13 protein-coding genes are annotated in these 13,017 nt (G+C 71.8%); 8 read left to right on the forward strand and 5 right to left on the reverse strand.

The window, feature by feature from the left end; all coding sequences use genetic code 11:
• Positions 1-74 precede the first annotated feature (74 nt).
• Genes ABZ937_RS11710 through ABZ937_RS11720 form a run of 3 tightly spaced genes read right to left on the reverse strand, consistent with a single transcriptional unit; the run spans position 75 to position 2,459 of the window.
• Positions 75-1,295, reverse strand: coding sequence for a hypothetical protein (locus ABZ937_RS11710; RefSeq protein WP_361689275.1), 1,221 nt, complete (start codon positions 1,293-1,295; stop codon positions 75-77).
• 3 nt (positions 1,296-1,298) lie between these two features.
• Positions 1,299-1,553, reverse strand: coding sequence for a MoaD/ThiS family protein (locus ABZ937_RS11715; RefSeq protein WP_361689278.1), 255 nt, complete (start codon positions 1,551-1,553; stop codon positions 1,299-1,301).
• Between the two features lie 57 nt (positions 1,554-1,610).
• Entirely contained in the window at positions 1,611-2,459 is an 849-nt protein-coding gene (locus tag ABZ937_RS11720; RefSeq protein ID WP_361689281.1) for an alpha/beta fold hydrolase, read from the reverse strand.
• 183 nt (positions 2,460-2,642) lie between these two features.
• Here ABZ937_RS11720 and ABZ937_RS11725 point away from each other — a divergent pair, with 183 nt between their 5' ends.
• The 6 genes from ABZ937_RS11725 (at position 2,643) to ABZ937_RS11750 (ending at position 8,197) form a co-directional block, all read left to right on the forward strand.
• Entirely contained in the window at positions 2,643-3,422 is a 780-nt protein-coding gene (locus ABZ937_RS11725) for a response regulator transcription factor (RefSeq protein WP_361689284.1), read from the forward strand.
• A 97-nt stretch (positions 3,423-3,519) separates the two neighbouring features.
• Positions 3,520-4,545: a LacI family DNA-binding transcriptional regulator gene (locus ABZ937_RS11730; protein WP_361689287.1), complete on the forward strand. Its 1,026-nt coding sequence runs from the start codon at positions 3,520-3,522 to the stop codon at positions 4,543-4,545.
• Positions 4,546-4,641: 96 nt separating this feature from the next.
• A complete protein-coding gene (locus ABZ937_RS11735; RefSeq protein WP_361689290.1) occupies positions 4,642-5,652 on the forward strand; it encodes a trypsin-like peptidase domain-containing protein in 1,011 nt (336 codons plus the stop codon).
• Positions 5,653-5,698: 46 nt separating this feature from the next.
• On the forward strand, positions 5,699-5,917 hold the full coding sequence (locus tag ABZ937_RS11740; protein ID WP_361689293.1) for a hypothetical protein: 219 nt from the start codon (positions 5,699-5,701) through the stop codon (positions 5,915-5,917).
• A gap of 94 nt (positions 5,918-6,011) precedes the next feature.
• Positions 6,012-6,746: a response regulator transcription factor gene (locus ABZ937_RS11745; RefSeq protein ID WP_361689296.1), complete on the forward strand. Its 735-nt coding sequence runs from the start codon at positions 6,012-6,014 to the stop codon at positions 6,744-6,746.
• Positions 6,743-8,197, forward strand: a complete 1,455-nt coding sequence (locus ABZ937_RS11750) for a HAMP domain-containing sensor histidine kinase (protein ID WP_361689299.1) — start codon at positions 6,743-6,745, stop codon at positions 8,195-8,197. The genes ABZ937_RS11745 and ABZ937_RS11750 overlap by 4 nt, the downstream gene beginning before the upstream one ends.
• Positions 8,198-8,207: 10 nt before the next feature.
• On the opposite strand, the gene ABZ937_RS11755 is transcribed toward ABZ937_RS11750, so the two are convergent.
• Complete coding sequence (locus tag ABZ937_RS11755) at positions 8,208-8,687, reverse strand: MarR family transcriptional regulator (protein WP_361689302.1); 480 nt, start codon at positions 8,685-8,687, stop codon at positions 8,208-8,210.
• 110 nt (positions 8,688-8,797) lie between these two features.
• Here ABZ937_RS11755 and ABZ937_RS11760 point away from each other — a divergent pair, with 110 nt between their 5' ends.
• Together ABZ937_RS11760 and ABZ937_RS11765 are read left to right on the forward strand one after the other, a co-directional pair.
• Positions 8,798-9,670 (forward strand): NmrA/HSCARG family protein, encoded by an 873-nt coding sequence (locus tag ABZ937_RS11760; RefSeq protein ID WP_361689305.1) that lies wholly within the window; start codon positions 8,798-8,800, stop codon positions 9,668-9,670.
• 92 nt (positions 9,671-9,762) lie between these two features.
• Entirely contained in the window at positions 9,763-10,275 is a 513-nt protein-coding gene (locus ABZ937_RS11765) for a hypothetical protein (RefSeq protein WP_361689308.1), read from the forward strand.
• A gap of 70 nt (positions 10,276-10,345) precedes the next feature.
• On the opposite strand, the gene ABZ937_RS11770 is transcribed toward ABZ937_RS11765, so the two are convergent.
• A complete protein-coding gene (locus ABZ937_RS11770) occupies positions 10,346-12,898 on the reverse strand; it encodes a tetratricopeptide repeat protein (protein ID WP_361689311.1) in 2,553 nt (850 codons plus the stop codon).
• Positions 12,899-13,017: the final 119 nt, after the last annotated feature.

A 13,017-nucleotide genomic window follows, 5' to 3' on the forward strand; every position in this document is an offset into this window, starting at 1 on the left:
CGGCCAGGATCGCTCCCTTCCAGTGTGCGCCCGGCATCCGCCGGGCGCCGGAGGGGCCGGAGGAGCCGGAGGGCCTAGCCGAGCGCGCGGCCCAGCAGCCAGACGACCGGCGCCGCCGCCGACAACGGCAGCGCCACCCCGGCCGTGAAGTGGACGAAACGGGACGGGTAGTCGTAGCTCGCGACCCGGTGGCCGATCAGCGCGCACACCGCGGCGGCGCCGCCCAGCAGCGCGCCCTTCGCGTCGAAGCCGGTCATGCCGCCCACCGCGATCCCCGCGCCCGCCGCCGCCAGCAGCGAGACGACGACCGATGCCGGGGTGGGCAGGGGCAGGGCGCGGGCCAGGGCGGCCACCGCGACCGCCGCCGCGCCGACGGACACCGCGTGCGGGTCGGCGGCCAGGTAGCCCGTCGCCAGGACCGCGAGTGCCGCCGAGGCGACCGTCGCCATCAGGCCGTACATCCGCTCGTCCGGCGAGGCGTGCGAGCGGAGCTGGAGGACGAGGGAGAGCAGGACCCAGAGGCCGAGCGTGCCGAGGATGGCCACCAGGGCGTGGTCGCGGCCGGCCGCCAGGACCGCCACGTCGGCCGTCAGCGCGCCCAGGAACGCGAGCGCGATGCCCTGCCGCGCCGGCCACATGCCGTTCAGCCGGAACCAGCCCGCGGCCGTGACCGCCTGGAGCAGCACCAGGGGGACGGCGAGGGCGTACGAGGCGACCGGGGCCGCCGCGGCCAGGAGCAGGCCCAGCGCGGCGGTGAGCAGCGCCGGCTGCATGCCGGGCTCGATGATCGGGGAGCGGCCCTCCAGGCGGGCCCGCTGGGCGTCGGTGATCCGCGCGTTTCCGGCGAGGGTGGCGGGGCCGTAGCCCGGGGAAGCCTCGGGATCGGTCACCGGATCGGCCGGCTCAGCCGGGGCGGGCGTCGGTTCGGGGGCCGCGTGTCTGGGTTCCGGCGGCGGAGCGGGGGCGTACGTCTCCGCGTACTGCTGGGGCTGCTGGTACTGCTGCGGCTGCTGGTACTGGTACTGCTGCTCCTGATGGGGGAGCTGCTGGTACGCCTGCTGCTGGTACGCCTGCTGCTGGTACTGCGGCTGCTGCTCCTGCCGGGGCAGGTACGCCGTCTCCGCCGCCTGCACGGGCGCGTGCGTCTGCGTCTCCCAGGTCTGGCCCTGCCACTGCTGGGTCAGCTCGGAGTCCTGGCCGGGCTGCTGCCCGTACTGCTGTTCGTGACCGGCCCACTGCTGCTGGTAGGGGTCGTAGCCCTCGTAGGGGCCGCCCTGGTACGGCTGATCGGTCATCGCTCACCCTCCTGCGAACGGCGGGAGCACCTCGACCGTGCCGCCCTCGGCCAGCCGTACCGTCTCATGCGCGCGGGTCCCGACGGGGTCGCCGTCGATGAGGAAGGAGCATCGCTGCAGCACGCGCGTGAGTTCACCGGGGTGTCGCGCACGGACGGCGGCCAGCGCGTCGGCCAGCGTGTCCGCCTCGTACGGCTCCTCGGCGACCTGGGCCGCGGCCTTCGCGGCGGCCCAGTAGCGCACCGTGACCTTGGGCATCTGATTCCTCAATCGACGGCAAGAAACAAGAAAAGACTAAAGACAGTGTGAGTCAGGCTAGCCCGCCGCCGACACCGCCCAGTCCCCGATGCGGGCCACCAGGGCGTCGTCCGCCGCGTGCTCCGCGTGGCCCATGCCCGCTTCGACCCAGAGTTCGCCGTGCTCGCCGGCCGCCTCGGCGAGCATCCGGGGGTGGTCGAGCGGGAAGTAGCCGTCCCGGTCGCCGTGCACGACGAGCAGCGGGGCCGGGGCGATCCGCGGGACCGCCTGGACCGGGGAGAGCGGGACCGGGTCCCAGTCGCGGTGGTGGATGCGCGTGCGCAGGCCGTAGCGGCCGACCAGGCGGCCCTCGGGGCGGGTGACCAGCCAGTGCAGGCGGCGCATGGGGGCCGTGCCCCGGTAGTACCAGCGGGCCGGGGCGCTGACGGAGACGACGGCGTCCGTGCCGCCGTACAGCGCCGCGTGCCGCAGCACCACCGAGCCGCCCATGGAGAAGCCGACGGTCACCACGCGCGCGTGCCCGAGGCCGCGGGCCCACTCCACGGCGGCGGCGAGGTCCAGCACCTCCTTGTCGCCGACCGTGGACCGGCCGCCGGAGCGTCCGTGGCCGCGGAAGGAGAAGGTGACGACCGCGCCGTAGTCGCGCAGCACGCCCGCCACCCTTCGTACATGTGGCCGGTCCACATCCCCGGTGAAGCCGTGCGCGATGACGAACACCAGGTCGCCGCGGGGTGTCCCAGAGGCATCCGGAATTGCTTCGTATACGACCGCGCCCGGATCGTATACGGAATCGATCGGAATTCCGTCGGGCGTGCGCAGAAACGTCCGGATAGGGGCCCGTCTGCCTGTCTCGGGATTCGGACGAACGGTGGAATGCGCCACTTGACCTGCCCGGCGGTTGCTCATGTGGGCTATTCTGCTGGGCAGAGGACTCGGGCAGCGTAGCCCCCGGGTCCTTTTGTGCTTTCGGAAGCGTTGTATACGAAGCGGGAAACCACAGGTGACCGCGGGTGTACGGGGCCTTCGGGATCGCAGAGCAGTGCCGTACCGCACAGACGTCCTCGCAGGGACCGAGGAGGAACCAGACGTATGAGTTCTCTGCTGCTCCTGACCAACGCCCTCCAGCCGTCGACGGAGGTGCTTCCGGCCCTCGGCCTGCTCCTGCACAACGTGCGGGTCGCCCCGGCGGAGGGGCCCGCCCTGGTCGACACGCCGGGCGCCGACGTCATCCTCGTCGACGGCCGCCGCGACCTGCCCCAGGTGCGCAGCCTGTGCCAGCTGCTGCGCTCCACCGGGCCCGGCTGTCCGCTGCTCCTCGTCGTCACCGAGGGCGGCCTCGCCGCCGTCACCGCCGACTGGGGCATCGACGACGTGCTCCTCGACACCGCCGGTCCCGCGGAGGTGGAGGCCCGGCTGCGGCTCGCCATGGGCCGCCAGCAGATCGTCAACGACGACTCCCCCATGGAGATCCGCAACGGCGATCTCTCCGTGGACGAGGCGACGTACAGCGCGAAACTCAAGGGGCGGGTCCTCGACCTCACCTTCAAGGAGTTCGAGCTGCTCAAATACCTCGCCCAGCACCCGGGCCGGGTCTTCACCCGCGCCCAGCTGCTGCAGGAGGTGTGGGGCTACGACTACTTCGGCGGCACCCGGACCGTCGACGTGCACGTACGGCGGCTGCGCGCCAAGCTCGGCCCGGAGCACGAGTCGCTGATCGGCACCGTCCGGAACGTCGGTTATCGATTCGTTACGCCCGAGAAGGGCGACCGGTCCGCCGACGAGGCCAAGGCCAAGGCCGGCCGGGCAAAGCAGGAAGATGCGGACGCAACCGCCGTCCGGGACGACGCCGAGGTCCACGCCGAGGCGTAGCCGCCGCAGGAGAGGCACCCAGCCGGGGCACGGCCCTCCCACAGCCGGCCTGTGATACGCCCTGCCCAGGGTGGGTCAATCCGCGTAGACTCCGCGCGTGGCCAAGGTGACTCGGGATGACGTGGCACGGCTGGCTGGAACCTCCACCGCCGTCGTCAGTTATGTCATCAACAACGGACCCCGGCCGGTCGCCCCGGCCACGCGCGAGCGTGTCCTCGCCGCGATCAAGGAACTGGGGTACCGCCCCGACCGGGTCGCCCAGGCGATGGCCTCCCGGCGCACCGACCTCATAGGCCTGATCATCCCGGACGCCCGTCAGCCCTTCTTCGGCGAGATGGCGCACGCGGTCGAGCAGGCCGCCTCCGAGCGCGGAAAGATGGTCCTGGTCGGCAACACCGACTACATCGGCGAGCGCGAGGTCCACTATCTGCGCGCCTTCCTCGGCATGCGCGTCTCGGGCCTGATCCTCGTCTCCCACGCCCTGAACGACCTCGCCGCCGCGGAGATCGACGCCTGGGACGCCCGGGTGGTCCTGCTGCACGAGCGTCCGGAGGCCATCGACGACGTGGCCGTGGTGACGGACGACCTGGGCGGCGCCCAGCTCGCCGTACGCCACCTGCTGGAGCACGGCTACGAGTACGTCGCCTGTATGGGCGGTACGGCGCAGACCCCGGCCGTCGGCGACCCGGTCTCCGACCACGTGGAGGGCTGGAAGCGGGCCATGGCCGAGGCGGGCCTGCCCATCGAGGGCCGGCTGTTCGAGGCGCCGTACAACCGGTACGACGCCTACCGCGTGGCCCTGGAGATCCTCGCGGGCCCGAACCGGCCGCCCGCGATCTTCTGCTCCACCGACGACCAGGCCATCGGTCTGCTGCGGGCCGCGCGCGAGCTGCGCATCGACGTGCCCGGGGAGCTGGCGGTGGCCGGCTTCGACGACATCAAGGAGGCCGCGCTCGCCGACCCGCCGCTGACCACGGTCGCCTCGGACCGCTCGGCGATGGCGCGGGCGGCGGTCGACCTGGTCCTGGACGACGGCCTGCGGATCGCCGGGTCCCGGCGCGAACGGCTGAAGACGTTCCCGTCGCGCCTGTTGGTGCGGACGAGCTGCGGCTGCGGCAGCTGACCCACGGACCCGTCTTTATATCGGGCAAACGAGGTTCTGCCGGGCTTCTCAGGGAGCACTCAGGAAGCTCTCATGGTCACGGGGGAATCTTTCCTCATGACCGAGAGCCAGGGCACATACGAGCAGCCGCACTCCTACTCCGCTCCCGTGAACCCCGAGTGGCCGCCCCCGCCGCCGTACCAGCCGGGCACGGCGACGGCCCCGCAGGAGCCGGCTCCGCGCAGGAAGAAGCGCACCCGGGGCCCCGTCGCCCTGCTCGCGGCGGTCGCGATCGTCGCGGCGGCGGTCGGCGGCGGCACGGCGTTCGTCTTCCAGGAGCTGGCCGGCAAGGACACCGTCGCCACCGCCGGCAGCAGCACCCCCGTGGTGCCGACCGGCAAGAAGGGCGACGTCGCCGCGATCGCCGCCGCGGTCAGCCCGAGCGTGGTCGAGATCAACGCGACGCTCACGGGCGGCTCCTCCACCGGCTCCGGCGTGATCATCACGTCGAACGGCGAGATCGTCACCAACAACCACGTCGTCTCCGGCGCCACCTCGATCAAGGTGCGCACCAGCGACGGCAAGAGCTACACCGCCGAGGTCGTCGGCACCGACAGCTCCAAGGACCTCGCGCTGATCAAGCTGAACGGCGCCTCCGGGCTGAAGGCGGCGGCGCTCGGTGACTCCAGCGGCGTCCAGGTCGGCGACACCGTCGTCGCGATCGGCTCCCCCGAGGGGCTGACCGGCACGGTCACCAGCGGCATCGTCTCCGCCCTGAACCGGGACGTCACCGTCTCCACCGACGAGAACCAGGGTCAGGGCCAGGGCCGGGGCGGCGACGGACAGTGGCCGTTCCAGTTCGGCGGCCGTGAGTTCAACGGCGACACCGGCTCGTCCACCACCACCTACAAGGCCATCCAGACCGACGCGTCCCTGAACCCCGGCAACTCCGGCGGTGCCCTGATCGACGCGGGCGGCCGGGTCATCGGCATCAACTCCGCGATGTACTCGTCGAGTTCGCAGGCGTCCTCGTCCTCGGACGCGGGCAGCGTCGGCCTCGGCTTCGCCATCCCCGTCGACACCGTCAAGTCCGACCTCGCCAAGCTGCGGGCGGGCTCCGACGGCTAGCGACTCGGCAAGCAGCACACAGCAAGCAGCAGGCAAGGAGCAGGTCATGATCAAGCACGTACCCCACCGAATGGCCGAACGCGGCCCGGCCGGCATCACCCTGGCCCTGTCCATCGTGTCCCAGCTGCACGTGCCCGTTCCGGCGCCCCGCGCCCCGGAGGTGGCCGTGAACCCGGTCCCCCAGCTGATGGGCCTGCGCACCTCCGCCGCCCGCCCGCACCGCCGCAAGGTGCCGCTGCACCGCCTGAACGCGGTCCGGGCCTGACCGGCCCGCGTGTCCCTCACCGGCCCGCCCGGCGTGGCACGCTGAGAGACACCCCGACCACCCGTCCCCACCGCACCCCTAGGAATCACGAGCGATGAGCCCCGCCGAAGGCGACCGTGACCCCCAGCGCATCCTGATCGTCGACGACGAGCCGGCCGTGCGCGAGGCGCTGCAGCGCAGCCTCGCCTTCGAGGGGTACGACACCGAGGTCGCCGTCGACGGCGCGGACGCCCTGGAGAAGGCCGCGGACTACCGGCCGGACCTGGTCGTGCTGGACATCCAGATGCCCCGTATGGACGGTCTGACGGCGGCCCGCCGGATCCGCGGCGCGGGCGACACGACCCCGATCCTGATGCTCACCGCCCGCGACACGGTCGGCGACCGGGTCACCGGCCTGGACGCGGGCGCCGACGACTACCTCGTCAAACCCTTCGAACTGGACGAACTCTTCGCCCGCATCCGCGCGCTGCTGCGCCGCAGCACGTACGCGACGGCGGTGTCCGCCGAGGCCCAGGAGGACGAGGCGCTCACCTTCGCCGACCTGCGGATGGACCTCGCGACCCGGGAGGTCACGCGCGGCGGACGGCAGGTCGGACTGACCCGCACGGAGTTCACCCTGCTGGAGATGTTCATGGCCCACCCGCGGCAGGTGCTCACCCGGGAGCAGATCCTGAAGGCGGTGTGGGGCTTCGACTTCGAACCGTCCTCCAACTCGCTCGACGTCTATGTGATGTACCTGCGCCGCAAGACCGAGGCCGGCGGCGAACCGCGCCTGGTGCACACCGTGCGCGGCGTCGGGTACGTCCTGCGTCAGGGCGGCGCCGAGTGAACCAGCTGGCGCGCCGGTACCGGGCGCTGCCGATCCGGGCGCGACTGGCGATGCTGGTCGCGGCGGCGGTGGCGTTCGCGGTGGCGGCGGTCTCGGTGACGTGCTGGTTCATCGTGGAGCGCAAGCTCTACGACCAGCTCGACGAGGATCTGCAGAAGTCCCTGCGGAGCACGACCCAGATGGACCAGCTGCAGTTCACCCTCGACCACTGCACCGACACCCCGCAGTCCACGGGCTTCCTCCTGCGGGACAGGTACTCCCAGCTGGTCACGGACGACGGCAAGGTCTGTCTGTTCGGGGGCGCCTCGGGCAAGATCAGGGTCACCCAGACCGACAAGTCGGAGATCGAGGACCTGGCCCCCAGGACCATCTACTTCCGCAACGGGAGCGACGACCAGGGCAACGAACTGCGCGTGCTCACCAAGCCCGTCGGCCCCACCGCCACCCCGGCCGGCGAACCCGGGCCCAACGTCGGCGTGCTCATCGCCCTGCCGCTCAAGAGCACCCAGAAGACCCTCAACGACCTCGCCCTGGTCCTGCTGCTGGTGTCCGCGATCGGGGTCGTCGGCGCCGGTGCCGCGGGTCTCGCCGTCGCCCGGGCGGGGCTGCGGCCCGTCGACAAGCTCACCGAGGCCGTCGAGCACGTGGCCCGGACCGAGGACCTGACCATCCGCATCCCCGTGGAGGACGTCAGCGAGGACGAGGTCGCCCGGCTGTCCCGGTCGTTCAACTCGATGACCGCCTCGCTGGCCAGCTCCCGCGAACTCCAGCAGCAGCTGATCGCGGACGCCGGCCATGAACTGCGGACGCCCCTGACCTCGTTGCGGACCAACATCGAACTGCTCACCCGCAGCGAGGAGACCGGCCGGCCGCTCCCGCCGGAGGACCGCAAGGCGCTGCTCGCCTCGGTGAAGGCGCAGATGACGGAACTGGGCGCGCTCATCGGTGACCTGCAGGAGCTGTCCCGCTCGGAGGGGCAGCGCGGCGAGCGGGTCCAGGTGGTCGCCCTCCAGGACACCGTGGAGGCGGCGCTGCGCCGGGCCCGGCTGCGCGGTCCCGAGCTGTCGATCACCGCGGACCTGGAGCCCTGGTTCGTCCGGGCGGAGCCCTCCGCGCTGGAGCGGGCGATCGTCAACGTCCTGGACAACGCGGTGAAGTTCAGCCCCGACGGCGGCACGATCGACGTACGGCTGGCCAAGGGTGTACTCACCGTCCGGGACCACGGCCCCGGCATCCCCGAGGACGAACTCCCGCACGTCTTCGACCGCTTCTGGCGCTCCCCCGGCGCGAGGGCCCTGCCGGGCTCCGGCCTCGGCCTGTCCATCGTCGCCCGTACGGTGCAGCAGGCGGGCGGCGAGGTCACCCTGGCCCCGGCGGAGGGCGGTGGCACGGTGGCGACGGTACGGCTGCCGGGGGCACCGACGCCGCCGCCCCAGGCGCCGGCCGGCTGAACCGGCGGGCTCAGTCCGGCTTGGGCATGGCGCGCACGCGCTGGATCTGGGTGTGGCTGAAGTCGCTCGCGCGGCGCATGTGCCGGGTGATCGTCCTCAGCTCGGCGTCGGTGTGGTCGTCGAAGACGGTCCCCCAGGTCTCCCCCAGCTCCTCCCACAGCGCGGTGACGCGGGCGACGCGCTCCGGGACCGGGGCGACCAGCACGCGGCGGCGGTCCTGCCGGTCGGGTGTGCGGGTGACGTAGCCCGCGCGTTCCAGCCGGTCGACGAGGCGGGTGGCGGAGCCCGTGGTGAGACCGGTCAGCTCCGCGATCTGCTTGACGGTGATCGGTTCCGGCTCGGCCGTCAGCAGGCTGAGGCACTGCACGTCGGTGGGGTGCATGCCGAGGTGATCGGCGACGGCCTGGTTGAACAGCACGTAGGCGGCCAGGTAGCGGCGGGACTCCACGGCCAGTTCCTCGTACAGCCGGGCACGGCTCGGATCCGCCACGGGACACCCCTCTCTCGATAATCGCTGCGCGGCGCAGCGATCTCCGGCTATTCTGCTGCGCGACGCAGCTAATGCGTCACACAGCAATGTTATTCCACTGGGGGAGAACCATGCTCACCATCGCCGTCACCGGCGCCACCGGCGCCCAGGGCGGAGCCACCGCCCGCGCCCTGCTGACCGCCGGGCACCACGTCCGCGCCCTCACCCGCCGCCCCGGCTCATCCGCCGCCGAGGCGCTGCGCCTGCGGGGCGCCGAGGTCCGGTACGCCGACTTCGACGACCGCGCCTCGCTCGACGCGGCCCTCGCCGGCGCCGACGCGCTGTTCGCGGTCACCACGCCGTTCGGCACCGACACCGACACGGAGATCCGGCAGGGCAACGCCCTGGTGGACGCCGCGGCCGGGGCCCGCCTCGGCCATGTCGTCCTCACCTCCGCCGCACACGCCGACCGGGGCACCGGCATCCCGCACTACGAGAGCAAGCGGGCGGTCGAGCAGCACCTGCGCGCGTCCGGCCTGCCCTGGACCGTGATCGCCCCGGCGGCGTTCATGGACAACTTCGCCGGCGGCTGGAGCCTCGACGGACTGCGCGCCGGCAGCTTCGCCTGGCCCATGCCGGCCGACCGGCCGCTCACGCTGATCCCCGCCGCGGACATCGGCGCGTTCGCCGCGCTGGCCCTCCGGCGCCGGGACGACTTCGCCGGCCACCGCATCGACATCGCCTCCGACGAACGCACCCCCGCGCAGCTCGCGACCGCCCTCACCACCGCCCTGGGCCGCCCGGTCGCCCACCAGGAGGTCCCCCTCGCCCAGGTCCGCGCCCACTCCGCCGACCTGGCGGCGATGTTCGCCTACTTCGACGGCACCGGCCTCGACGTCGACGTCCCCGGGCTGCGCCGCGCGTACCCGGAGATCGCCTGGCAGTCCTTCACCGACTGGGCGTCCGGCCAGAACTGGGAGACGCTGCTGGACCGGCAGCGGTAGGAGCGGTCCTTCGCGGCCGGACAACCGACTGGAGTCACCCATGAGTTCCCGCGATCGCCAACCTGTCGGGCGACCGGGCCCTCGCCGACCAGATGGACCAAGCCGTCCTCCGGCTCGATCCGAACCACCCGCAGGCCCTGGCCCAGCGCACCGAGCGGGCCGCCGCCGCGCCGGGCGTCAAGGCCGCCGAGGCCGCCACACTCTACGCCGACGCCCTCGCCGCCGCCCCGGACTCGGAGCGGATGCGGCAGGGCCTGGACGACGCCTCGTACCGGCTGCTGCGCGGGGTGCGCTGGCTCGCCCTGCTGTGCGTTGCGCTCGCCGGGGCGATGCTCGACCTCTTCGCCACCGACGGCCCCACTCAGCGCAGCCTGCCGGTCCCGGTCGACCAACGGCTGTGGACCCTCGTGCCGTTCGCCGCCCTGTGGGCCGTGGGCGCCCTGCTGCGCTACCGCTGGTTGCCCAAGGGCGTCCAGTACAACCTCCGCGCCCTGCTCCTCACCCAGGTCCCGTGGACCGGGCGGACCGTGCCGCAGCTCGTCTTCTGGGCGGGGCTGGCCCCGACGGCGGCGACGATCTGGTTCGACCGAAGGAAGAACACCTGATCGAATGACCCGACGAGGTATCGCCCACTGCCCGCGGCTCCGGCTCGCACGGGCAGGGTGCGGTCGGTCGTCACCACCATGGGTCCGCGATGCTGCCGTCGGGCTCAAGTCCGTACTGGAGCATCCGTCGGTGGCGCGGGTCGTCGGGTCGGTTCAGCATCCGGAGCGCTGCGGAATCACCCGCGGCGACCGCCCGGAACACAAGACGGTCGGCCTCGGCATGCTCACCCGCCTCGTCCAGGAGCCTGGCGAGGCGGGCGGCGGCATCGGTGTGACCGGCTTCCATCAGCTGTTCGAACAGCGTGCGAAGGCGGTCCGTCCGCCCGGTGTCGCGGTACGTCAGGTCCAGATCGTTCAGGAGCAGACTGCCGCCCGTCTCGGCGATGTCACGCAACGCGTACTGCTCGGCTCCGTCCCAGTCCTCGGCGTCCAGGCACAGGCTGCCCAGGTTGTACAACCCCGCGGGGTCCCCGGCGTCGACCGAGGCACGGAAGAGTCGTTCGGCGCCGGTGCGGTCCCCTGCTTCGAGGAGCCGGACAGCTCTGATCCACAGGGCGGCGGCGCTGTCTCCCTCTCGCTCGTCGATGATGCGAAAGAGGCGCTCGGCCTCCGGCGGGTTCTCCTTCTCCAGTGACAGGGCCAGTTCCCCCAGCGACAACGGTGTGCTGAGGTCGATCACCTCGTCGTACAGACGGTCGGCTCGGGCCTCGTCTCCGGCCGACCGCCAAGCGTCGACCAGGCTGAGCAGCGCGCTGTCGTCACCCCTGCGGGCCGCTTCCCGCGCGTATGGTTCGGCGCCTTCCCGGTCTCCTGCGCGCAGGCGCAGGCTCGCTGCGTAGAACCACAGCCATTGGTGGTCACCGCCCAGAGCGATCAAGGCGCGGCACAACTCCTCCGCTCCCTCGGAGTCTCCTGCATTGGCGAGGGGATCAGCCAGGGACACCACGAGGAGGTCAGCTTCGGAGGGATTCGCGGCGGTCGCCGCGATCCGTGCCGCGGTCTGGCAGAGGCGCAACGCCGCGGAACTGTCCCCGGCCTTCCTGCGCACATGGGCCAGCGCCAGGTGACCGTGGAACTCCCCGCAATCGGCCGCCGTCCGGAAGAAGCGTGCGGCGCCCTCGGAGTCGCCGGCCTGCTCGTGCAGTTCACCGAGTCGAAGCCAGCCGCGCGGCCGTCCTGCTTCCGCGGCGGCACGGTAGAGCCCCGCCGACTGGCGCAGCAGGAGCCTGGCCTTGCCGGAACCGGCGAGTGCGAGGAGATCGGACGGGTCGGTCACGGCGCGTTCAGCGGCGGCCCAGAAGCCGGCCGGCGGCACGTCGTGGCGGAAGGTGTCCCGGCCGTACTGCTCCAGATAGTCGGCGAGCCGGTAGACCGGAGCCGACGGCGTCGCCTCACCGGGGCGGGGTCGATGAGGCGTGAGGGGACCGGGGACTCCCTTGCACTCCTTTCCGGCATACCGGAGGGCTTCCTCGAACCACTTCTCTCCCAGTAACTGCCACTGCTGATCGGTGAGATAGCCGGGAGCGGCAGCGCGCAGGAACGCGTCGCCGATGAGCAGGCCATGCCCGAGGCGCCGTGCGTCGATGGCCGCGCGGATCACCGCCTTGGCCCCTGTCGGTGCGGTCTCGAAACGCCGTACGAGTTCCTGGGCGCCGGCCAGGAACTGGGGGATCTGTCGTCCTCCGCACTCCATGGCGAGGGTCAGGCGCCGGTCCTGTTGGGCGAGCCGGGCGAGTTCCGCCATGTCGTCGTCGTCGAACGTCCCGGGCACCTCTCGGCAGCGGCCGTCCAGCAGCCTGCGCGCCTGCGCGTGGGGATCAGGCCCGTTGCGCTCCGGCCGTACCGTCAGGGTGGCGTGGTTCTCGCGCCACAGGCTCCCGAGGACAAGGACGGGCCCGACTGCCTGGTCAGCCAGTAGGCCGAGCAGCGCACGGGCGGTCTCCTCTCCGCGAGGGCCGTCCAGATAGCGCTGGGACTCGTTCATCCACAGCACGGTGCGTGGCCCGATCTCGCCCCGGTTGTACGCCGTGAGGAATCCCTCCGAGTCGTAGGGCTGCCACAGGCGCCACTCGGCGAACTGGTTGAGCAGCAACAGGGCGTGCAGGGCCCGGGTCTTGCCCGTCGATGAGTCTCCGATCAGCACCGCCATCCGGCTTGAGGTCTGCGCCTCGCGGGCGATGCCCGCAAGCCAGACGTCATGCCCACGGTGGATGTATGGGGTGAGCCTGCTCAGAGTCGGCGGACCCGGGTCGATGCTGCGGTGGACCTCCAGGTGCTCCAGCGCGTAGGCGTCGTCCAGTTCCGCGATGGGCAGGCCGAGCGGTGCGGGTGCTTCGGCAGTCGGGTTTCTGGAGCTCGGGGCTTCGGCAGCAGTGTGCAGACCCAGCAAGTGGTCCTTCTTGTCCTGGAGCTTGAGGGCCTTGATCAGCCTTGTGACCGTCCTTCGGGACGGGGACTTGTCTACCTTCGAGCTGAGGGCTTGGTTGACTGTTGTCCGCTTGAGTCCGGCAAAGTCCCCGAGCGCCGCCTGCGTCCAACCGGTCCGGTCGAGCGCGTCCCTCAACTCCCTGCGCAGTTCCTCAAGGACATCGGCAGGGCTCAGGGCCGCTCCCTCTCGAGTCATCTCACCCCCCTGTGCCTGGCCTGTGTTCACCAGAGTTTGTTTCTGTTCACGCGAACCACAGTGGACAGCGGTTCCGAGAGATTCGGCACGACGACATCACCTGCTGTTTCCAAGGAGCT

The sequence above is a fragment of the Streptomyces sp. NPDC046727 genome (assembly GCF_040645635.1).
Taxonomy (GTDB): Bacteria; Actinomycetota; Actinomycetes; order Streptomycetales; family Streptomycetaceae; genus Streptomyces.